19 protein-coding genes are annotated in these 21,872 nt (G+C 66.3%); 8 read left to right on the top strand and 11 right to left on the bottom strand.

Features of this window, described 5'->3' with window-relative positions:
• Positions 1-35: 35 nt before the first annotated feature.
• From LDL21_RS12610 to LDL21_RS12595, 4 genes are all read right to left on the bottom strand, one after another.
• Positions 36-1,208, bottom strand: a complete 1,173-nt coding sequence (locus tag LDL21_RS12610) for an NAD(P)/FAD-dependent oxidoreductase (RefSeq protein ID WP_225280174.1) — start codon at positions 1,206-1,208, stop codon at positions 36-38.
• An 82-nt stretch (positions 1,209-1,290) separates the two neighbouring features.
• A complete protein-coding gene (locus LDL21_RS12605) occupies positions 1,291-2,235 on the bottom strand; it encodes an RNA polymerase sigma-70 factor (protein ID WP_225280173.1) in 945 nt (314 codons plus the stop codon).
• 44 nt (positions 2,236-2,279) lie between these two features.
• The gene (locus tag LDL21_RS12600) at positions 2,280-2,561 is read right to left on the bottom strand and encodes a hypothetical protein (RefSeq protein WP_225280172.1); all 282 of its coding nucleotides are present in this window, start codon (positions 2,559-2,561) and stop codon (positions 2,280-2,282) included.
• 113 nt (positions 2,562-2,674) lie between these two features.
• Positions 2,675-3,163, bottom strand: a complete 489-nt coding sequence (locus LDL21_RS12595; protein WP_308017130.1) for a TetR/AcrR family transcriptional regulator — start codon at positions 3,161-3,163, stop codon at positions 2,675-2,677.
• A gap of 321 nt (positions 3,164-3,484) precedes the next feature.
• Here LDL21_RS12595 and LDL21_RS12590 point away from each other — a divergent pair, with 321 nt between their 5' ends.
• On the top strand, positions 3,485-4,705 hold the full coding sequence (locus tag LDL21_RS12590; protein ID WP_225280171.1) for a cytochrome P450: 1,221 nt from the start codon (positions 3,485-3,487) through the stop codon (positions 4,703-4,705).
• 36 nt (positions 4,706-4,741) lie between these two features.
• Here LDL21_RS12590 and LDL21_RS12585 read toward each other — a convergent pair whose 3' ends face one another.
• A complete protein-coding gene (locus LDL21_RS12585; RefSeq protein ID WP_225280170.1) occupies positions 4,742-5,680 on the bottom strand; it encodes an SDR family oxidoreductase in 939 nt (312 codons plus the stop codon).
• Between the two features lie 141 nt (positions 5,681-5,821).
• Here LDL21_RS12585 and LDL21_RS12580 point away from each other — a divergent pair, with 141 nt between their 5' ends.
• A complete protein-coding gene (locus LDL21_RS12580) occupies positions 5,822-6,673 on the top strand; it encodes a helix-turn-helix transcriptional regulator (RefSeq protein WP_225280169.1) in 852 nt (283 codons plus the stop codon).
• 75 nt (positions 6,674-6,748) lie between these two features.
• Here the strand turns inward: LDL21_RS12580 and LDL21_RS30285 are convergent, their stop codons facing one another.
• The gene (locus LDL21_RS30285) at positions 6,749-7,897 is read right to left on the bottom strand and encodes a PucR family transcriptional regulator (protein ID WP_504804701.1); all 1,149 of its coding nucleotides are present in this window, start codon (positions 7,895-7,897) and stop codon (positions 6,749-6,751) included.
• A 283-nt stretch (positions 7,898-8,180) separates the two neighbouring features.
• Here LDL21_RS30285 and LDL21_RS12565 point away from each other — a divergent pair, with 283 nt between their 5' ends.
• On the top strand, positions 8,181-9,368 hold the full coding sequence (locus tag LDL21_RS12565; RefSeq protein ID WP_225280166.1) for a PucR family transcriptional regulator: 1,188 nt from the start codon (positions 8,181-8,183) through the stop codon (positions 9,366-9,368).
• Between the two features lie 52 nt (positions 9,369-9,420).
• Here the strand turns inward: LDL21_RS12565 and LDL21_RS12560 are convergent, their stop codons facing one another.
• The 3 genes from LDL21_RS12560 to LDL21_RS12550 all read right to left on the bottom strand — a co-directional run bounded on the left by LDL21_RS12560 (position 9,421) and on the right by LDL21_RS12550 (position 14,209).
• Complete coding sequence (locus LDL21_RS12560) at positions 9,421-10,836, bottom strand: phytoene desaturase family protein (protein WP_225280165.1); 1,416 nt, start codon at positions 10,834-10,836, stop codon at positions 9,421-9,423.
• A 31-nt stretch (positions 10,837-10,867) separates the two neighbouring features.
• On the bottom strand, positions 10,868-12,682 hold the full coding sequence (locus tag LDL21_RS12555; protein WP_225280164.1) for a DUF3556 domain-containing protein: 1,815 nt from the start codon (positions 12,680-12,682) through the stop codon (positions 10,868-10,870).
• Between the two features lie 90 nt (positions 12,683-12,772).
• Entirely contained in the window at positions 12,773-14,209 is a 1,437-nt protein-coding gene (locus LDL21_RS12550) for a class I adenylate-forming enzyme family protein (protein ID WP_225280163.1), read from the bottom strand.
• A 160-nt stretch (positions 14,210-14,369) separates the two neighbouring features.
• Between LDL21_RS12550 and LDL21_RS12545 the strand changes: the two genes are divergently transcribed.
• The 3 genes from LDL21_RS12545 (at position 14,370) to LDL21_RS12535 (ending at position 17,320) form a co-directional block, all read left to right on the top strand.
• On the top strand, positions 14,370-15,590 hold the full coding sequence (locus LDL21_RS12545; protein WP_225280162.1) for a PucR family transcriptional regulator: 1,221 nt from the start codon (positions 14,370-14,372) through the stop codon (positions 15,588-15,590).
• Between the two features lie 206 nt (positions 15,591-15,796).
• Positions 15,797-15,964 (top strand): hypothetical protein, encoded by a 168-nt coding sequence (locus LDL21_RS12540; protein ID WP_166655812.1) that lies wholly within the window; start codon positions 15,797-15,799, stop codon positions 15,962-15,964.
• A gap of 93 nt (positions 15,965-16,057) precedes the next feature.
• Positions 16,058-17,320 carry a PucR family transcriptional regulator gene (locus LDL21_RS12535; protein WP_225280161.1) on the top strand — a complete coding sequence of 421 codons (1,263 nt, stop codon included), beginning with the start codon at positions 16,058-16,060 and terminating at the stop codon, positions 17,318-17,320.
• Between the two features lie 81 nt (positions 17,321-17,401).
• Here LDL21_RS12535 and LDL21_RS12530 read toward each other — a convergent pair whose 3' ends face one another.
• Entirely contained in the window at positions 17,402-18,337 is a 936-nt protein-coding gene (locus LDL21_RS12530; protein ID WP_225280160.1) for an SDR family oxidoreductase, read from the bottom strand.
• On the bottom strand, positions 18,334-18,747 hold the full coding sequence (locus LDL21_RS12525; protein ID WP_225280159.1) for a hypothetical protein: 414 nt from the start codon (positions 18,745-18,747) through the stop codon (positions 18,334-18,336). The genes LDL21_RS12530 and LDL21_RS12525 overlap by 4 nt, the downstream gene beginning before the upstream one ends.
• A gap of 143 nt (positions 18,748-18,890) precedes the next feature.
• Between LDL21_RS12525 and LDL21_RS12520 the strand changes: the two genes are divergently transcribed.
• Positions 18,891-19,556: a TetR/AcrR family transcriptional regulator gene (locus LDL21_RS12520; RefSeq protein ID WP_225280158.1), complete on the top strand. Its 666-nt coding sequence runs from the start codon at positions 18,891-18,893 to the stop codon at positions 19,554-19,556.
• 232 nt (positions 19,557-19,788) lie between these two features.
• Complete coding sequence (locus tag LDL21_RS12515; RefSeq protein WP_181696189.1) at positions 19,789-21,849, top strand: AMP-binding protein; 2,061 nt, start codon at positions 19,789-19,791, stop codon at positions 21,847-21,849.
• Positions 21,850-21,872 lie beyond the last annotated feature (23 nt).

Raw genomic sequence — 21,872 nt, 5'->3', positions numbered from 1 at the left:
ACGAATGCGCGGCCGATGGGACGAGGCGCGGCGAATCAGGCCGTGTGCGCGGAGTCCGAGGAGGTCGCGGTGATGCGTCGTCTGCGCGACGGCATCATCGTGGTCGGGTGCGAAACGCTCCAGGCCGCGCTCTTGCAGATGAACTCCTTGAGGCGCGCGGCCGGTCGTCCGGTGAGCGCGGAGGACTTGGGCCGGTCGTCGGGGGTGACCCACTGCACGAGGGCGTCGCGGCGGCCGAGGCTCACGCACTGGCCGGTGTAGCCGATTTCGTTGCGCGGCACCGCGCGTCCGGTCAGGCGGGCGGCGATGGCATCGGCCGCCTGGTACGCCGTGGGGACACCGGAAGCGCAGGACATACGCAGCGGGTCACCGCCCGCGCCGGGGGCGAGTGCGGCATCACCGATGGCGTAGACATCGGGATGCGAGATCGAGCGCATCGTCTCGTCGACGACGATCCGACCGGTGTCCGACACGGTCAAGGTGGTGGCCGTGGGGATCGGATGGACCGCGAAACCTGCTGTCCACACCGTCATCTCGGCCTGGATGACCGCACCGTCACCGGTGACTGCACCGGTTTCCAGCACGCGGGCGATATCGGTGTGCTCGCGCACTGTGATGCCGAGCCGGTCGAACGCGGTGCGCAGGTGTCGACGCGCTTTGTCGCTCAGCCAGTCGCCCAGGCCACCGCGCGCCACGAGCACGACGCCGAGATCCGGTCGGGCTTCGGCGATCTCGGTGGCCGCTTCGATACCGGTGAGACCACCGCCGACGACCAGCACGGTCGCACCGGCGCCCAGGCTCGCCAGCCGCGCACGCGTGCGGAGCGCGGACTGCTTGCCCGCGATGTCGTACGCGTGCTCGGCCACACCCGGCGCACCGGAAGCGGCAGTGCTGCCCAGGGCGTAAACCAGTGTGTCGTAAGCGATCTCGTTGCTGTCATCGACGGAGACCGTCTTGTGGTCGACATCGATGGCGGTGACCCGCCCCAGCCGCACGCGCACCCCGGTACCCGCGAAGACCTCGGTCAGCGGGCGGCTCTTCAGGTCCTGTCCGGCCGCGAGCTGGTGCATACGGACCCGTTCGACGAACTCCGGGTCGGCATTGACGACGGTGATGTCGACGTCGGCCGGGTGCAGCCGCTTGGCCAGACGTCCGGCGGCATTGGCTCCGGCGTAACCGGCGCCGAGAACGACGATGCGATGCTTCATGGTCTCACTCCTGTCTGGGTGGTGTTCGCTTCCTGAACCGGACAGCGATGCGAAACCTGACAGCAGCGGTCTGTGATCTAGGTCACCACCCGGTGAGGAGTGGGTCGGCGTGCGGGATTATCGCCCAGTGCCTGGTTGCGCGCTCGAGCTTGGCCGGGTTGGCCTGGGTGTGCACGGCCACGATCCCCTCGGTCGTCACGTCGAAGGTGATGAGGGCGACGATGCGGTCGGCGGCCACGATCACCAGCGCGGGAACGCCGTTGGCGACGGCGGCGAACAGGTCGGCGCGGCCGCCGATCATCGCCCACTTGTGTTCGTTCGGCACGAACAGGCGACGCAGGAACCGCGCCACCTGCAGCGAGCCGGTGATCGGCCGGTCCAGCGACGGAACCACACCACCACCGTCGCCCGCGCTGATCGCGTCGTCGGTCAGCAACCGGATGAGCGAGTCGGTGTTGCCGCTCAGTGTGGCGGCCAGGAATTCCTCGACCACCTTGCGCGCGGCCGCCTCGTCGACGTGCACGCGCGTCCGGTCGTCGGTCACATGCTGTTTGGCGCGCCGGTAGATCTGGTAGCAGTTGGCCTCGGTGATATCGAGGATGTCGGCGATCTCGTTGTGCGCGTAGCCGAATGCCTCGCGCAACACGTACACGGCGCGTTCCCTCGGCGAGAGCCGTTCCATCAGGGTGAGTACGGCCATCGACACCGATTCGCGCTGCTCGACGGTGTCGGCCGGGCCCGTGATCGGGTCGGTGGCGAAGACCGGCTCGGGTAACCACTGGCCCACATACGCCTCCCGTCGAACCCGCGCCGACGTGAGCTGGTTGAGGCAGATATTGGTGAGCACCTTCGTGAGCCATGCGGCGGGCGTCTCGACGAATGCGTGGTCGGCGGCGTGCCAGCGCACGAAGGTGTCCTGCACCGCGTCCTCGGCATCGCTCGCCGAGCCCAACAGGCGATACGCGATCGCCTCCAAACGCGCCCGTGAGTTCTCGAACTCCGCGAGCTCGCGCGTACCAACCGACATGGGTCGAAGCTAGTGGTTCCCCGACCGGTTCGCGAACTCGGGCGCTACTGGCAGTTGCGTTCGTCGGTCCCGTCGCCGCAGTCGTCGTCGCCATCGCACAGCCATTGTTTCTGAACACACCGATCGTTGTCGCATTTGAATTCTGTCGGTTCACAAGGGAACCGGCCGCCATGACATTCGGTGCGGGTATTTCCCGGTCCGAATTCGAAGGACACCAGCGCGTCGGTGCCTACGGGGCTGGATTCTGCTTCGGCTGGTGCGACCGCCAGGGCCAGCGATAAGGCGGCGGATCCAAGCATTGTCGCGAGAACGGAAACAGCACGCATGAAAACCCTCCATAACTAGTGGGGGACACGCTTGCGGAAATGCGGTATTCCGGCAGTGTATGACGGTGAGGCGGAAATTCTCGCAATGAGGTGAGGGGCACGTCCGCGCGGTCTCAGCGAAGGCCTGGTTCGACGTAGCGCTCGACGAGCAGCCGCTCTTCGGCCGGATCGTCCAGTGGCCAGGTGAGCAGCGACATCACGACTCGAACGATCCATCGCGCCGCCGCGTCGTCGGGGGCGACACCGGTGAGTGCGGTCGCGAATCTGCCGAGTTGCGGTGAGGCCGCGAGATAGCTGTCCGCGCGGGTGGCGCGGGACCGCACATACCACTGGGCCAGTACCGGATTCGTGCGGACCGCGTCGACCGATGCCAGGATCGCCTCTACGACGCGCCGCGACCCGTCGAAGGGTTCGACGGCGAGGGCGACTTCCTCCGCGACCACGGACGCGGCACGCGCGATCACACCGTCGACGATGGCCGATTTCCCGCCGACATGCCGGTACAGCGTCGCTCTCGAGCAGCCCGCGCGCGCGGCGACCTCGTCGACGTTCACGGCCTCGATGCCTCGTTCGAGAATGAGTGCGGTTGCCGCGGCGTGGATTCGTTCGGCGGCGATGTCGCGACGACGCCCACCGGCGAGCCAATCGGCTCGATCATGATCTGTGATGGGGTGCCTCCAGCAGTTGGAACGGGCCTGCGTGAGATCTCATAGTGAGACAGAATTGCGTTTGTGTCTATCATCGCCGTGCGCGAAAGGGCCGCCGACCAGCTTCAATGGCCTGAGCCTAGTCGGCGTTGAGACAGATGAAACCGCAGGTAAAGGCGTTGAATCGCAATTCTCCACGTGATCTTGACACCCCTGTTTCGGACATGGACGGTGGTGCTACTGAAACACGTTCTACCGATGGTCTGGGAGTAGCTGATGAGCGTCATACCGCTGGACGAGATCGACATCTTCGATTCGGCTCACCTCGAGAATCCGTACCGCCTCTACCGATCGTTGCGTGAGACCGCACCGGTTCATCGGGTACCCGGCACCGACTTCTACCTCGTTTCGACGTGGGAGCTGGTGACCGAAGCCGTACGGCGCACCGAGGACTTCTCGTCGAATCTGACGGCGGTTCTTGTCCAGCAACCCGCGGGTCCGCCGACGACTTTCGACCTGGACGGCGGTGGACAAGCGGTGCACGTCCTGGCGACCGCCGACGACCCGACTCATCTGGCTCACCGCAAGCTGGTGTTGCCAGCTCTCGGTAAGCGGATCCGGACCCTCGGCCCCGCCGTCGGCGAGCTGGTCGACCGTTTGTGGTCCGACGGAATGCGTGACGGCCGGATCGACTGGGCCGGCGAGATGGCTGATCGTTTGCCGCTGGCAATGGTCGCGCACCTGATCGGACTGCCCGAACAGGACGTGCCGCAGCTGCTCGTCTGGGCTTACGACAGCACCGAGATGCTGGGCGGTGTGGTCGGCGAAGGGCAGCTGGGCAGGCTGTTCGCGTCGGCGGCAGAACTCGCTCAGTACCTGCACCACCAACTGCAACGTGCCCGACAAGATCCGGGCAACGACCTACTCGGGGTCTTGGCCCACGCCTGCGCCACCGGCGAGATCGCCGAGGAAGTCGCCGTCCTGGTCTTGGTGCAACTGGTCGGAGCCGGGGGAGAGTCCACCGCAGGTCTGATCGCCAGTGCGGCCAGAATCTTGGCCACCCGCCCGCATCTCCAGGAGCACTTACGAGCGCAGCCCGACCTCGTCGCCCCGTTCCTCGAGGAGGTTCTGCGGCTCGAGTCCCCGTTCCGCGGCCACCACCGGCACGTCACCACCTCGACGACCCTCGGCGATGTCGAGTTGCCCGAGGGCAGCCATCTGCTGTTGCTCTGGGGCGCCGCCAATCGCGACCCCGCGCGCTTCCCGGCCCCGGACGAAGTGGACATCGATCGGAAAAGCCTGACCGGTCATCTCGCCTTCGGCAAAGGCGCCCACTTCTGCCTCGGATCGGCACTCGCTCGAACGGAGACCAGGGTCGCGATCACCACGCTGCTCGAACGCAGCGACAACTTCACCCTCATAGAGGGCGACCAACCACTTTGGGTACCAAGCATTTTCGTGCGCCGCCACCGGACCTTGCCGCTACGCATCCACTGACTCGCCAACGCGTCGCAATGGAGATCCGGTGGCCTCTCACCCGTACGAAACGCCGGTCAGATCCTCCGAGATCTTCCACAGTCGCGAGGCGCTGTCGGCGTCGCGCAGTGGTTTCCACAGCTTCTGCTCTCCGGGCGGGCCGCCGACTCGGCCTGGCCATTGTGGACCGTAGAAACCACCGTCTTTGGATTCAGGAGTGACCGCGGCCATGAGCGCGGGAAGTTTCGCGCTGTCCACGGTTCCCGCGATGATTCCGTGCGCCGAAAGCCAACGGATGATCCGTACCTGCATGGTGTCGCCGGTCCGTCCGATTTCCGGGCGTGCTGCGAGCAGGCTTGTCGGTGCGACACCGGGATGAGAGATATTGCTGGTGATTCCCCAACCTTTCGCGCGGCTGAGGCGACCGAGTTCGAGCCCGAGCAGCCCACACGCAAGCTTGGATTGCCGGTAGGACCGCATTCCGTCGTATTTCCGTTCCCAGTTCAGGTCTGCCCAGTTGATCTCGGCGTTGCGGGCCGCCACGCTCGATTGCGTGGTCACCCGCGCGTGACCGGCGCGTAGGAGTGGTAGGAGGTGGCCGGTGAATGCGAAATGACCGAGGTGGTTGGTGCCGAACTGCAGCTCGAATCCATCGGTGGTGGCCTGCCGCTCGGGCGGGGTCATGACGCCCGCGTTGTTCAGCAGGAAATGGATCGGTGAACCGTCGGCACGCAACTGCTCGCCGAGCGCCGCGATCGACGCCAGCGAAGACAGGTCCAGATCGCGCAGAAAAAGTATCGCGTCAGGGTGCTGCTCGCGAATCTTCGCAATGGCCGCCTCGCCTTTGCGGCGATTACGGACGGGCAGGACGACTTCGGCGCCCGCGCCGGCGAGCATCGTCGCGATACCGAGTCCGATGCCATCGCTTCCTCCCGTCACGACCGCTCGTTTACCGGAAAGGTCGGGGATCGCGATGTCGTAGTTTTTGCGCACCATGGGCTACTCCTGATGTCGACCTGCGTTTGCACCGTTTCGGTACCTCAGGACGAGCCTTCCGCTCGCTACGGAACTTATCCAGGACTCGACGATCAGTGGCTGAGAGTCCGCGTCCCGACGGAGAAGGGGGAAGATGTACATATGATCGATCGAGCGGGACTCGCGGAGTTCCTCCTTGGCCGACGGCAGGCATTGCAGCCCGAGGATGTCGGTCTCCCGCGTGGCAAACGTCGTCGAACTCGTGGGTTGCGGCGCGAAGAGGTCGCCGCGCTGTGTCACATGTCCCCGGACTATTTCGCGCGTCTCGAAAGAGCAAGCGGCCCGCAGCCTTCCGAGCAGATGATCGCATCTATCGCGCAGGGCCTGCACTTGTCGCGGGACGAGCGCGACCATCTCTTCCGCCTAGCCGGGCACCAGCCGCCGAGCCGAGATGGCGACAGCGAGTTCATCAGTCCGGGCATGATGCGGATTTTCGACAGACTGACCGACGACACTCCGGCCGAGATCGTTACCGAACTCGGTGAAACGTTGCGCCAGACTCCGCTCGGTGTCGCGCTCGTAGGCGACCTGACTCGATACACCGGACCGTCGCGAAGCATCGGATACAGATGGTTCACCGATCCAGCGGCCCGTGCCCTTCATCCTGCCGAGGACCACGAGTTCTTGTCGAGACTGTATGTTTCGGGTCTTCGGGGCGTGCTCGCACTCCGTGGGCCGACGTCCAAAGCTGCCCACCTCGCGGAGTTGCTCACCACCGAAAGCGAGCAGTTCCGCACCCTGTGGAAAGACCACGAAGTCGGCATCAAACCACGAGCGGTCAAGCGATACCTACACCCGACCGTCGGACCACTGGAACTGAACTGTCAAATCCTTCTGGACCCAGACCAATCGAATCTATTGCTCGTCTACACAGCGGTACCAGGGAGCGAAAGCTACGAGAAACTGCAGCTGCTGTCCGTCATAGGTACGACCACGCCTCTCGAGGCGCGTTGAACCCGCAACAAATCCTCCCGAACCAGACCTTCGGTGGCGGGAAAACCACCATGCCGGGGCACCCCTCGGTGCCGATCATGAGGCTGGTCCGTCGGCCTCGTCCGCGCGGTGGGAGCGTACGGCCAGCATGTACTCGCGCACGGTCAGCGCTGCCCTCAGTCTCGTGATGAGCTCCGGGTTGCGGGGGTCGAGTCCGGCGAGTCGGTAGATCCGGCGGAGCCGGTAGTCGACGGTGTTTTCGTGGATGTGCATCTCACGTGCGGTGAGCCGGCGATGTAGTCCGTTGTTCAGATGGACCCGCAGCGTGGTCACCAGCTCGGGATCTACCGCTACCGCGTCGAGCGCGGTTTCGAGGCGGTCGCGGCCGGGGCCGGGACGAGTCAGCTGATATTCGACTGCGAGATCGTCGAAGTGGTACAGGCCTGGTCGTTTGCGGAGTCTGCGCGCGACGTCGAGCAATTCGTGGCCGACTTCGGTGGCCGCCGGAATATCGTCACCCGCTGCCTCGATCGCGATCACGATCAGCGATGTCCGCACGAGCATGTGCCGAATTGTCTCGGTATCCGGCGTGCCGTGAATCAACACGGTGCCACCGAGCGTGCTGTGCAACGCGGAAACGGGTTGTGGGAGACAGTCTTCGAGCATCTCGACGAAGTTTCCGGGTGAAACAGTCCCGGGCCCGGGCGAGTGGGCGGCCACCGACAAGACGAGGTACCGATCGGTGAGCGGTGTTCCGTGTTCACGGGCGACCGCGGACGCGTTTCGCCCGCTGAGCAGGGCACGGGCGACTGCCTGCCGACCATGGTGATCGGCGACGAACCGATCGACCTCGAGATAGACCCGGTAGATCGTCGTATTGACCGTTTGCATCGCCTCCATGATCTTGGCGACATTGCCGAGGTTCTTTTGGTACCTCGGATTCGAGGTGTGGTCGTTCAGGTGAACGCGGAACCCTGTCTGCACGAGCCGGTGGACGGTTTCGATGGGAACACCGGTGGTCGCCCATCGTGCGGCAGCGGGGCGGAGCGCCGCGCGTACATCGTGTTCGCGCGCGCCGCTCACCAATTCCAGACATTCTCTGACAACGGCATGTATTTCGTCATGCAGGACATTGCTGGGCGCATTGTGCGGGCGAATCGCGTGCAGAACTCCGTCGACGATCCGCTGCGTCGCCCGCGAGATCTGCGCGGACGGCGCGGTCGGTAAGGCACTGGTGTCGAACATGATCATCGTTGGTGTCGGCCGCATCTCCGAAAGTAGGGTCACGACAGTTTGGCGTGCACAGGACCGCATCGTCACTCCACTGAGCGACGATTACGAGTAGTAACACGTTGTAGTCGGAGACGTTCGTTGCACCGTGCGCTGAGATGACGGTGACGAAATTGGTGCGGACGCCAGGGTTTGGCCGTATTCGACCGGACCTACCACTGCAGGCCTGTCTTCGGAACACAATCGGGGCATGCTCGTCGAAAAGCCTGTTTCCGTGCGACCCGCTCTGACTGCCCGCATGCTCGCTCGATGGCCGCAGATCTCCGAACGCATGCTCGCGGAAGGTCTCGGTGCGACCACACCCGCCGACCTACCCGCCGACCACTTCACCGCGGAGGTGCTGCCGACGATCCTGACCTGCGGCCGCGCGGTCTTGGAGGCCATCGCCGCCGGTCGTGACTTCAGTCAGGCCGAGGTGGCGGTCTTCGTCGGACCCGTCGCCGAACGGCACGCCGAGGACCGGCTGCCGCTGCGAATGCTCATCGCCGCGATCCACGCATCGGCGAAGTCGTTGCTGGCCGAGGCATCGGCCTTGGTCGAACCGGACGAGATGGACCAATTCCTGATGGCATTCGGCAGACTTCTCGATCTGCTGCGCGATATCAATCTGACGGTCGTGGAGGCATACACCGAGGTCGAGCGCTCGATCTATCACGCCGAGCGGGAGGCGCGTCGCGAATTGTGCTCGGCATTGGTGCGGGGCCTGCCCGCCGAGGAACTCGCGGCCCGCGCGGACACGATTCTCGCCGATCACTACACCGTCTTGGCGATACACCTGAACGAACCGCTGCTGACTGGCAGCGCCGCGAATCTGGTGGCCCGGCGCCGGATCCGGGTGCTGCAACACGCACTCGACGACCTCACCGGCACCACCACGCCCGCCACTTTCGACGGGAAGACCGGAATCGCCTTGGTGAGCGACAGCTCCGAGACCGGAACCGTCGAAGCCCAGCAGTTCGACCGACTCGCCGCGCGACTCTCGGAGCAATTCGGCGTGACCGTGTATCTGGCCGAACTCCCCGGCGTCGGTCGTGCGGATATTCCGGCCGCCGCCGAAGACGCGATCGAACTGACCGAATTGGCGCGCCTGCGCGGCAGACCGGGTGGCTGCTACCGGCTCGACGATCTGCTGCTGGAGTACCAGCTCACGCGTCCGGGCCCCGCGCGAGCGAGACTGGCTCAACGCGTGATTCCGTTGTTGGCCAGCCCCCATCTGCTCGACGCGCTGGAAGCCCATCTGCACTACGGCGCCGACCGCAAAACAGCATCCCGTCGCCTCCACGTCCACCCCAACACCTTCACCTACCGACTGCACCGCATCGCCGAACTCACCGGCCTCGACCCCACCGTCCCCCGGGAATCCCGCATGCTCGCGGCCGCCCTCACCGTGCACCGACTCGACTCGTCCCGACGCGCGGTGGATTGAGTTACGCCTATCCGGTGGTTCGGGTCGACGTAACCCGCTGGTCGACGAGGCCTCAGGAATGCGTCTTCCGCAGTGCCCGCTCGGCGGCGTTCGCGCCACACATGCCGTGCGCGCCCGGGCCCGGTGGCGTCGCTGCCGAGCACAGATAGTGGCCCGGGACGCCGATGTCGTAGGGCTGGAGGGTCTTTCGCGGACCGAAGACCAGCTGCGGGATGTCCTTGGCGCCGGTCATGATGTTGCCGCCGACGAAATTCGGGTTGCCCGCGGCGAATTCGGCCGTGCTGTGGACCGACATGCCGATCACCCGTTCGCGGAAGCCGGGGGCGAAGCGCTCGAGTTGAGCGATGATCGCCTCGGTGGCGTCACCGGTGTAGCCGTTGGGCACGTGGGCGTAGGTCCACACGGGGTGGATGTCACCGACCGAGCGGCCGGGGTCGGCCAGATACTGCTGTCCGACCAGGACGAAGGGGCGCTGTGGCAGCCGGCCCGCGTGGATGTCGCGTTCGGCCGCGGCGATCTCGGCGAAGTCGCCACCCAGGTGCACGGTGCCCGCCCGTCGCGCGGCGGGCGCGGTCCACGGGACACCACCTTCGACAGCGAAGTCCACTTTGAAAGCGCCCGGCCCGTAACGGAATCGGCGGTAGGCGCGGGCGACACGGGCGGGTAGCCGGTCGCCCAGGATCTCGGCGACCGCGGTCGGTGCGAGATCCCAGATCGTGATATCCGAGGGCGGCAGGTCCGACGTCGAGCGCACCCGGACACCGGTTTCGATCTTGCCGCCGTGGTCACCGAGGACCGCGGCCATAGTGTCGGCGATGCGCTGAGAGCCGCCGACCGCCACCGCCCACCCGTATCGGTGGCCGGCGGTGAGGATGCCGAGACCGATACTGGCGCTGAGCGGTCGGTGCAGCGGATGGAAGGCGTGCGCGGCGACACCGCCGAACAGCGCCCGACCCTGCTCGGTGCGGAAGGCCCGCGCCAGGAAAGTGGCGGGCAGCGTCGCGGGAATCCCGAAGCGCGCCAGCCGGATCGGATACCGGGGCAAGCGCAGCAGCGGCCGCATGATGTCAGCGCTGGTGAGATCGTAGCCGGCCACCGGGCCCTCGAACAGCCTGCGCCACAGTCGCTCGTCGGCGCCGAGTCCGGCGGCGGTGTCGCGGACCGAGCGGTGCAGCACCCCCGCGCTGCCGTCGTCGAGGGGGTGCACGCAATCCAATTCCGCATGCGCCCAACGCAATCCGTACCGTTCCACGTCGATGCCGCGCAGGAAGGACGAGCCGACGGCCATCGGATGGATGGCCGAGCAGTGGTCGTGCAGCAGGCCGGGCACGATCGCCTCGTGGGAGCGGGTGCCGCCGCCGACGGTGTCGGCCGCTTCCAGCACTGTCACTTCCAGGCCCGCCCGGGCCAGGGTGATCGCCGCTGCCAGCCCGTTGGGGCCGCTGCCGACCACTGTCGCCGTCTTCATGAACTCGTCCTGTCTGTCTGCGGTTTCCGGGCTATTCGGTGGGCTGGACCGTGGTGTCCGCACGGCGGGCCACGATCGGGGCGTCGACGTCTTCGCGCCGCCAGGTCACCTGGTGGAGGATGGGACCACCGGGCAGCCAGGGCAGTGCCTCGACCGCGTCGGCGACCCGCCAGGTGCCGCGCTCGATCACGCCGACAGCGGCGTCGATCACCATGTACTCCTGGGTGGGTTTGTGGATGGGCTGCGATTCGACCCAGACCACGATCCATTCTCCGGGCGCGAACCCGACCCGCTGCTGGACCGCCTCGATCAGGTCGAGGTTGTGCAGGTGCCCGTCGCCGAAGTTGAAGCCGATCAGCGAGTTGCAGGCGAACTCGGCTTCGCGCACGGTCCAGCGGTCGATATCGGGAATGTGCTTGTACAGCAGGGAGAACAGGCCGCGGCCCTGACTGTGCATGGAGCGCCAGCCGATGGTCTGCTGCATGGTGATCTCGGCGACGGTCGGCTCGTAACCCATGGCCTGGAGCTGCTCGAGCTGGTTGAGCGTGGGCCGGTGCTCGATGGTGTTCAGCTTCTGCTCCGCTCCGGGGGCGAAGGCCCACAGCGCCGAGGCCCAGTTGCCCGCGTACTGACGCATCGACGGCAGGAACGACACCAGATCCGGGCGCAGGTTCCCGACGATCGGGAAGAACGCCAGCGCCACGACGATCGCCAGGGTCAGCCACGGCGAGGACATGTCGAACACCGCGTACCCCTCCCCGTTCGGGTAGCCGAGGAACAGGAACACCGTCAGGTAGGCGAACAGGATGTTCCATTCCAGCGGTACCGCCAGCGGAAAGGTTGAGGTGATGAACAGGTGGAACACGACCATCATCGCCACGCCGGCCAGGGTGAGCCAGTGGTTGGTGGAGAACAGCAGCACGATCGGGGTGACCACCTCGACGGTGGTGCCGCCGACGTGCGCCATGAACGCGGCGAGCCTGGACGGGCGGATGTCGTGCGGGAAGTCGCGGTAGTGGGCGCGCTTGACCGATCGGAACGGCACGGAGGGGCTGTTGGACACCATCGGCGGCACGACATTGGTGAAGTGCTTGCCGAACTTCGACACCCCGGCGCCGACCCATACGATCACGATCAGCAGCTTGGCGGCGATGATCATGTCGGTGAACGGCAGCAGGGCGAAGAACACCAGCGCGGGCAGATATTGCTCACCACGCGCGGCCAGGAAGATCGTCTTGTCCCGCAGCCCGCACAGGATGTACAGCGCGATCGCGGCGATGAGCAGCGCGGGGCTGATCAGCCCGGAAGTGTTGTCGGGCAGGCGTTCCAGCAGCGACTGCGACGGGCGTCCGGGCGCCAGCAGCGCGAGCCCGAGGGTCGCGAGGAAGCCGAGGTACAGCACGACATCCAAGGGGGTGCGGGTGTTGCCCGCGGTGAACGGCACCCGCCGCCACGGTCGTAGCCGGATGGTTCCCGGCCGGGCGAAGAACAGCACGCCACCGGTCATCGGCTTGAATTTGCCCGCCAGCGGACCCCAGGATCCGGCCACGCCGATCGCCTCGAGCAGGACGGTCCACACCACCAGCTTCTGGTAGACGATCGGTTGATTCCACCAGGCACCGATGTCCCAGAACGGGCCGGTTCCCGAGGTCAGCGTCGACACCAGGACGCCGCCGAAGATGTAGAGCACCAGCAGTTTCAGCACATAGACGGTGTGGATCATCTTCGGTGAGCCGAAGCCGTATTCGACCCAGTGCAGGGCCAGGGTGCGCACACGGTCGCGCAGTGGCAGATCGAGAAATGTCTCCGTATCCACCGGGGGGAAATCACCTGTTTTGAACCCCATTGTTCTCATGCCTTTCTTGTCGTGTTCCGGGCGCGCGCGACCGCGACCGGAATTGCCTCGAATTCCGAATTACCTTCCGGTGGAGGGTGTTCAGGCGGTCGTCGCGAGCGCGCGGAGCCGGTTCTTGTCGATCTTGCCGAGGGGATTGCGCGGCAGTTCGGTGGTGAGCACGATCGCCGCGGGCACCTTGAACGCGGCCAGCCGCGCGCGGCAGTGCTCGGTGAGTTCGGCGGCGGTCACGGCGCCGGTGGTGACCACGTGCGCGACCGGCACCTCCCCGAGCACGGGATCGGGCGCTCCGACCACCGCCGCCTCGTGCACGGACGGATGGGTGTAGAGCGCGTTCTCGATCTCCTTCGGGTAGAGGTTCTCCCCGCCACGGATGATCATGTCCTTGATCCGGTCCACCAGGACCAGATAGCCGTCGGGGTCGAAATAGCCGATATCGCCGGTGTGCAGCCGGCCGTCGATCACCGTCTTCGCCGTCTCCTCGGGCTTGCCGAGGTAGCCGCGCATGACATTCGGTCCGCTGATCACCACTTCGCCGCGTTCCCCGGCGGGCTGCGCGACGCCGTCGAGGTCGACGACCTGCACGGTCTGACCGGGCAGTGGCAGGCCGACCGTGCCCGGCTTGCGTTGTCCCGACGCCGGATTCAGTGTCGAGGCGCACGTGCCCTCGGACAACCCGTAGCCTTCCACGACCGGGACACCGAAACGGTCCTCGAATCGGGCGATGAGCTCTGCGGGCATGGGTGCCGCGCCGCAGATCGCCAGCCGCAGCGAGGAGGTGTCGGGACACAGCTCGGCGGGCTGGGCCACCAGCATGGCGTAGATGGCGGGGACGCCGGAGAAGTAGGTCGGGCGGACCCGCTCGACCAGGTCGAAGAAGCCGGTCGCGGAGAACTTCCCGGCAATCGTGGTGCGGCCACCGGCCAGCAGCGGCGACAGCACGCTGACCACGATCCCGTTGACGTGGAACAGAGGCAGGATCAGCAGACTGTGGTCGGTGTGGTCCAGGCCGAGCGCGCCGATGACCATCGCGCACATGGCGGCGAGGTTGTCGTGGCCGAGTAGCACGCCCTTGGGGCGGCCGGTGGTACCGCTGGTGTAGATGATCAGCGCCAGACCGTCGCGAGGGGCCACTGCCGCGACCGGGCCGGCGGAATGCGCCAGTTCGGCCACGTCGAGGGTTGTCCCCGCTCGGCTGGGGTCACCGACGACCACCAGTGCTCGCGAATCGGCGATCTGAAAGCTGATGTCGTGGTCGGTCAGTCCCGGGTTCACCGGTGTCACCGCCGCACCGAGTTGCCAGGCGGCGAACAGCACGACCACGAGGTCGACGCGGTTGGGCAGCACCACCGCGACCACGTCACCCGCACGCACACCCGCCTGGCGCAGCACCGAGGCGGCGCCGTGCACCCGGTCCCGGAACTGCGCGTTCGTCAGCGCGGTGGTGTCGTCGGCCAGGCACGGCGCGTCCGGCGCGGAAACCGCTCGGGTGGTGGGCAATTCGACGATCTGTCGCATGATTCCTCACGAGGCTGATTGTGATCTGGGTTACATCACCCACGGTAGGGACCGGCCTCGGTGGCGGCTACGGGCCGGGAGACCAGCGTTGCGACCCCCCGTTGTGCCACGGGTACAAACAGCCTGGTCGGCGGGTAGGCGCGGGGTAGTGTCGGCGCCCATGGCCCCCGACTACGACGCCCTTGTCCGCGAGGTGGCGGGCCGGATCAAGGCGGATCTGGACCGGCTCACCCCCGCGATGACCACGATGTTCGCCGACACCATCCCGGAGTTCCGCCACGATGACGAGATCCGCAGACTCATGGTGGCAAGCACCGAGTCGAACCTCACCGCCATCATCGACATACTCACCCTCGGCATCGGGCTCGACGACATCACCGTGCCGCCCGCCGCCGCCGAGTACGCCCGCCGCTTCGCCCAGCACGATCTGTCGCTGGAGGCGCTGCTGCGGGCCTACCGGCTCGGCGAGCACATGTTCGTGCAGTGGACGATCACGCTGTTGACCGAGCTGGCGCCGCCGACCGACATGGCGCTGGCGACGGCCGCACGCGTCGCCGAGCTCGTCAACAGCTACATCGATCAGGTGATCGAGGGCCTGATCGATATCTACGGCACGGAGCGACGCCGCTGGGACGCGCGCACCGATGCCGCCCGGGCCGCCCAGGTCCGCGCGGTGCTCGACGCCGAGGAGCTGGATCTGGCCTCCGCGGAGCAGATGCTGTCGGCGTCGCTGCGCGGCTGGCACCAGTTCGTGCTGCTGTGGACACCGCCGGGAACCGCCGACCCGGGGCCTGTGTTGCGGGCCGGCATCCAGGTGCTGGCTGCGGTGTCAGCCCGTTCGCCCATGACGGTCGAAATCGACGAGCACACCCGCTGGGTGTGGCTGGCTTCGACCGGCAGGCCCGTCCTCGACACCGCGCGGCTGGCCCGGGAGCTGCGCGCGACACCGATTCTCTCGATGGCCGTGGGGGATCCCGCGACCGGGCTCGCGGGGTTCCGGCAGAGTTTCCACGACGCACAGCGGGCTCGCTCGGTGGCGGTGGCCGCCCGATCCCGCGGTGTGCTCGCCTACGCGGACGTGGCGCTGACCGGGCTGCTCGCCGATGACGTGACGCGGGTCCAGGCCTGGGCGGCGCGCGTGCTCGGCGGACTGATGGGGACCGACGAGACGGCGGCCAGGCTCCGGGAGACGGTGCGCGTATTCCTCGACGCGCGAGGCAGTTACACCGATGCCGCCGCTCGTCTGCACGTTCACAAGAACACCGTGCACTATCGGGTGCGCAAAGCCGAGGAGGTGCTCGGGCATCCGCTCACCGAGCACCGGCTCGACATCGAGGTGGCGTTGCTGGCCTGTGTGCAGTTGGGGCTGCCGAGAGCCTGAACCGGCGTGGTGCCGACGACCGCGTACATACCCGATGAGGGGTGGAAACGGCCGTCACCATTTGTTGTGGATTCCTCCGAGGATTGTGCGGCGAGCGAAATGGGAACGTCAAAACCTCGCCCGGACGAATGAGATTCGAGAGTCGTCGTGATCTGATCGAGATGTCCCGAGGATGGGATGTTCACGAGCACAATGAGGAAGTACATATGAACGCCAAAATCAGCCGCCCGCTCGCCGTTGCCGCGCTCGTCATGTCGGCTGCCGCGCTGAGCGCCGGCACCGCCACCGCCGCCGCGCCTGCACCTGTTTCGGGTTCGGTCGAGGTCTGCCTGCCGTTGCCGCTGGGGCCGCTGGAAGTGAGCTTCTGCCTCTGATCTGCCGGACCGTGCGGCCGGTGTGGGCGAGCGTCGGGGCGCCCGCACCTGCCCGCGCCCGGTAACTACGAACTCGGGTGGGAAGGATTCACTATGGCTGTTACGACCTCCATCGAACCGTTCTTGACCGCCGCGGGCCGCCCGGTGTCGACGCCCCTGAGCGATGTGCGCGCGATCTCGCGGCAGATGGTTGTCCATTTCATCGAAAATGTCGTCCCCTGCGGCACACTGCCCGGTGAAGCGCTCGACGGCGATATCACCACCGTCACCAGGATCTGCCTGGAACTCACCCGAAGCATGCTCGACGGCCGTGATCTGCCCGGCCGGGTGGAGCGCGTACAGGCTGCCGCCGGCGACTGGGCGCGCGAGGGCATTCCGATCGACACCATCCACCACGCCGTGTACGAAGGCTTCAAACTCGGCTTCGACCTCATCATCACCAATGTCGCCAACCATGATTACGACACCATGGTCGGCGTGGTACGGCGGCTGATGGACGCCCAGGACATGATCACCGCCGCGGTGTCGGCGGCGTATGTGCGGGAACTGCGTGCTGTCGTCAGCGAGCACCATACCGCCGTGCACACCCTCACCTCGGCGCTGCTCGGCGGCCAGAACACCGCGACGATGGCGCGGGAATGCGGCATCGAGATCGACGCCGAGTATCACGTCATGGCGCTCGAACTTCCGCCCCATGCAAAGGAATCGGAACCGGGGTTGAACGCGAAAGTAGTCGCCCGACGCAAGCTGCGGCGAGTCCAGGCAGAACTGGCCGACCGGTGCGACGGCAAGGCGCTCTCGCTGCTCAGCGTGGACGGTGGCACGTTGCTGCTGCCTGCCTCCGAGTTCGCCGGAGCAGACCTCGACGAGCTGGTGGCACACCTGTCCGCGGCCGCCCAGGTACCGCTGCGCGCGGTCGTGACGACGGCGGCGCCGACAGAGATTCCGCGTGCCGCCGAAGAGGTTCACGAACTCGTCGAAATAGTGCACCGCCTCGGTGGGCCGAGCAAAGTGTACCGTCCGCACGAATTGGCTTTCGAATATCAGCTCACCCGACCGGGGCCCGCCCGCGACTATCTGAGTTCGGTTGTCGATTCCCTCGAGCCGCATCCTGAATTGATGCAGACGCTCGAGGTGTATTTGGCGACGAATATGCAACGTGCGCGCACCGCGCGAAAGATGTTCATCCACACCAATACCGTCGATTACCGGCTGAAGCGGATCACCCAGATGACCGGATTCGACCTCAACGACATCACCGGGCTGTGCTATCTGCGCGCGGCCCTGCTGATCCGGGCGCACCGCAGCACGAAAACCGCCGAAGTCCCCGAAGATCCCGGCTCGCGCGCGAGCTGACACCGTCGCGACATGGGTCACTGCGTCGAGACTGTCGGCCCGCGAATTCATCCGACACTTCGCCGCTGTTGCGGAAGTCGGTCAGCGGCCCGGCTCCGGGATGTCGAGTTCGATGTCATCCATCGGCAGGTCGGCCAGTGTGAGAACGCGATGGAGGGAGTGGATTCCGTGGGGGAGGTGCGGCGCGTGAGTCGCGGCTGCGGCGGCCACGATCGCGGTCGCGCGGGATTGGTTTGTTCCGCGTGCCCAGCGCGTGGTCCCGTCGTGGCCGCGGGCCAGCACGATCCATCGGTCGGTCCCTGGGAAGTGGAGTCCGCGTGGCGCTTTCGAGGCGCCGGGGAGCCAGGTGAGTGCGGCGAGTGCGGTGGTGGCGAGTCGGGAATCGAGGCCGAAGAACGTGCGGACAGCAACGTCGAAGTCGCGCTGGAGGGTGTGCTGGTCGGCGAAATCGAGTCGGTAGAGCCGCCGTGGTCTCCGGTGCCCGGGTAGCAGGAAGGTCTCGGGCTGTGTGTAGTTGCGGATGTAGCCGTCGCCGTCGCGGAAGTGCTTGCCCAGCAGTCGATATGACCATTCGACGGCGGCAGCGCCGTGATGTTCGCCGGCGCCGAGGAATACGGCGAGGTCGATCGGGCCCGGCGAGGTTCGGTGGACTGCTGCTGCGAGCAGGTTGGTGAGCCCAGGGGCGAGGCCGACCTCGACGACGACCGGGGATCCCACGTTTGTCCGTGCGAGGTCGTCGAGATATTCGGAGGTGGCCGAGATTTCTATGAACGCGGACCCGTGGTCACCGGCGAGGGCGGCCAGTCGTGGATTTTCGGCTCCCGAGGCGTTGACTGTCACGTCGGTGCCGGGCAGCGCCGCACGATAGGCCGACAGTCGACGGTCTTGGAGATCGATGACCGTGTCCGAGCGGGCCGGATCGCGGCCGGCGACGACCACCGCGTCTCCTCGGCGGCGGAGCTCGGTGACGAGATGGCCGCCTACGGCGCCGTAGCCGCCGAGCACCAGGACTCTCATCGGTTTGTTCCGGGCGAGGCGTCGAGACGCGCGGATGGGTCGGTTGATTTCCTGGCTCGTAGTACGCCGACGCCGACGAACCCGTAGACGAGACCGGTGCCGATCTCGGTGATCGCGCTCAGCCAGGAGAACCAGGTGACGTTGGTGTGCGGCAACGAGATATAGCTGTCTTGATAGTCGGCCCAGAATGTCGGTAGCAGGTGGGCGTAGGTGAACACGGCCGCGCTGCCGAAACCGATGCCGATCGCCGCTTCCGGCGCCCGGTACCGGTGAGTCATCGTCATCAGAACGGCGACGGCGACAAGCACTGCCTGCACGTTGCCGCCGATCATGATCGACATCGGCGAAGCGTCCATGCCGCGGCGCAGATGATCCAAGCCGTGGACGCCGAACCCGATCGCGAACGTCACAGCGGCCAGTCGCAGGTTTCGTGTCCGACGTCGATTGTCTTGGATGGCCATTACCTACCTCGATACCGGTGCAATATGTCCATACCGTTTTGCAATATGAGCGTATCGTGACACAGTATGCTCGTATTGTCTATGGTTGATTCGTGCAGCCCACGTCGCCATTTCCCCTACCGGCAGGCCCTGGCCCCTCGGCCGCGGACCGGATCCGCGCTGCCGCGTTGAAGTGCTTCGCCGCCGACGGGGTTTCGGCAACCTCGCTTCGTGCGGTGGCGGAGAAGGCGGGGGTGTCGATCGGGCTGGTGCAACATCACTTCGGTACCAAGGCCGGACTCGTTGTCGCTGTCGACGAGTACGTCCTGCGAGTCGTCGCGACAGCGGTTGCGTCTCGGCCCCTACCGCCACCACCGGAGGATTCGCTCGGCGAGCTGGGGCATCGGGTCACCTCGATCATGACCGACCATCCCGAGGTCGTCGACTACATCGCGCACGCGTTCGTCGAGGGCGACACCATCGGCACGACCATCTTCGATGGACTGGTCTCCATCAGCACCGCGCAGTGGCACCAATTCGATGAACAGGGGCTGCTACGACCCGATGTCGACCGCACCTGGGCAGCGCTGCATCCATTGATCTTGGTCATCGGTACGGCTGTGTTGCGGAAACAGATCGACCGGCACCTGCCCGAGCCGCTCACCTCATCAGCACAATTGCGCCGCTGGGACGATGCTGTCGCCCAGCTCCTGCACGGCGGATTGTTGGCCGACCCGCCCCCGGCGGCGGCCGCCGATCCTGCTCAGCGGGTGGACTGAAATACGCGGGCCCCTACCCGACTTCGGGTCGGCCGAGGATTGGCAGTGTTCACAGTTGGTGCGCCTGTTCTTCGGTAGACCGTCAAGCATCCGGAGAATCCTCGTTCGGCCACGACCCGGTGCGCGACTATGACTTCTGGTGCAGTGCCTGACGAAGGGCGCCGTCGCGGCACAGTGGCCGGGATGCGTGGGCACTTCCCGGCAGCGTGGCCGGGCCGAGGGAGGCGCAGAGATGTCGAGTGATGTCGTGGATGTGACCGTGGACTTCGCCGTTGCGAGGCAGGCGTTGTGGGAGGTGCTGCTGGAACCGCAGAGCTATCCGCGGCTGTGGTCCGGCATCGGGGGATGCCAGCGGTTGACCGGTACCGAGGGAGACACGAGGTGGCAGGTCCGCATCGGCGACGCGGATGTCGGCGTGCGCACCGTCGATCTGGCCTTGCGGATCGGTCGCTGGTACGAGAGCTTCGAACTGCACAACCCGGAGACGGGCAGTTTCGCGCTGATCCGGCTCGCCGGTGACCAGCAGCGAACCAGCGTGAGCGTCACCGCCTTCGCCGCGCCGCGGTTGCATCCGGCGCTGGCGGAGGCACGCGACGCCGAGACCGTCCGGTGGATCAGGGCCGGGCTGCGGCGTGCGGTCGATGTGGTGCGTGGGGCGCAGACATCGGTGGTGGGAAACGGCGAGCGGGCGCCGATCCGTCGCAAGTCCGAGCTCGTGCGCTGGGTGGTGAATTCCGGGCTGGTCGCGCCGCCGGTGACCTCGGCGCGGCAACTGCGGTCGTTGTACCGGTGGGGTTTCAACCTGGCGGGCGGTTACGCGGCGGGCGCCGCGCACAGTCCCGACCAGCTCGCCCTGATCGACACCGTCAGTACGGCCACATTCGCCGAAACCGACAAGCGCACCACCGCGCTGGCCGGTGCGATGTACGAGGTCGGATTGCGTGCGGGCGACGCGATCGGGTTGCTCGCCGCCAACCACTGCGGCATGGTCGAGACGATGGTAGCGGCGGGCAAGCTGGGCGTGGACGTCGCACTGCTGAACGCCGGCCTGTCGGGTAGGCGGATCGAGGAGATCGTGCAGCGGCACCGGCTCTCCGCGTTGTTCGTCGACACCGATCTCAACCACCTCGTGCAGTACCTGCACAACGGCGTGCCGCGCTTCGTCACCGACGACCTGCCCGCGGACCCGGGGCGGATCACCATCGAGGATCTGATCGCCATGGGCCACACGACTTTTCCGGTCCCCACGGTGCCCGGTCGTCAGATCGTGCTCACGTCGGGAACCAGCGGCACGCCGAAGGGCGCCAGGCGTCCGCATCCGAAGGGATTCGACACCCTGGTCGCGCTCCTGTCGCGAATCCCGATCCACGTGGGCAGCACGATGATGATCCCGGCGCCGCTGTTCCACACCTGGGGTCTCTCGGCACTGCAATTGAGCACCGCCGTACGGGCCACCGTGGTGCTCGCGCAAGGATTCGATGCCGAGGAATGCCTTCGTCAGGTCGCCGAACACCGGGTGAACACCCTCATCGCGGTGCCGACCATGATCCAGCGCATGGTCGACCTGCCCGCCGCGGTGCGCGCTCGCCACGACCTGAGCAGTCTGCGTCACGTCGTCAGTTGTGGTGCTCCACTCGTCGCGGCGACCGTCGATCGCTTCCTCGAGGACTACGGTGATGTGCTCTACAACCTCTACGGTTCCACCGAGGTCTCCTGGGCCAGCGTGGCCGCGCCCGAGGACCTTCGTGCCGCTCCCACCACGGCGGGCCGCCCGCCGCTGGGGACCCGGATCGCGATTCTCGGCGCCGGCAACCAGCCGGTGCCGATCGGGGTGACCGGACGGATCTTCGTCGGCAACCACATGCTGTTCGACGGCTACGTCAACGACACTCCGCCCGAGGAGGCCGACGGCATGCTGAACACCGGTGACCTGGGCTACCTCGACGCGGAGGGCAGACTGTTCGTGGCGGGACGCGACGACGAAATGATCATCTCCGGTGGCGAGAACGTCTTCCCACGTCCGGTCGAAGAGGCTTTGTCGTATCTGCCGCAGGTCAGCGATGTCGCGGTGGTGGGGGTACCCGACCGTGAATTCGGTCAGCGATTGGCCGCATTCCTCGTCAAACATGAAGGCTCCAGCCTGGATTCGGGCATGGTGCGCACCTACGTCCGCAACCGGCTCAGCCGCTTCTCGGTCCCGCGCGATGTCACTTTTCTCAACTCGCTGCCCCGCGGGGAAACCGGCAAAGTGCTCAAGCGCCTGCTCGTCGATCCCGCAGGTTTTCCCGACTGAACGATCGAATTCCGTTCACTCGA

Origin of the sequence: Nocardia rosealba (assembly GCF_020216065.1) — a bacterium.
GTDB classification, from domain to species: Bacteria; Actinomycetota; Actinomycetes; order Mycobacteriales; family Mycobacteriaceae; genus Nocardia; species Nocardia rosealba.
This window is presented reverse-complemented; position numbering and strand designations above follow the sequence as displayed.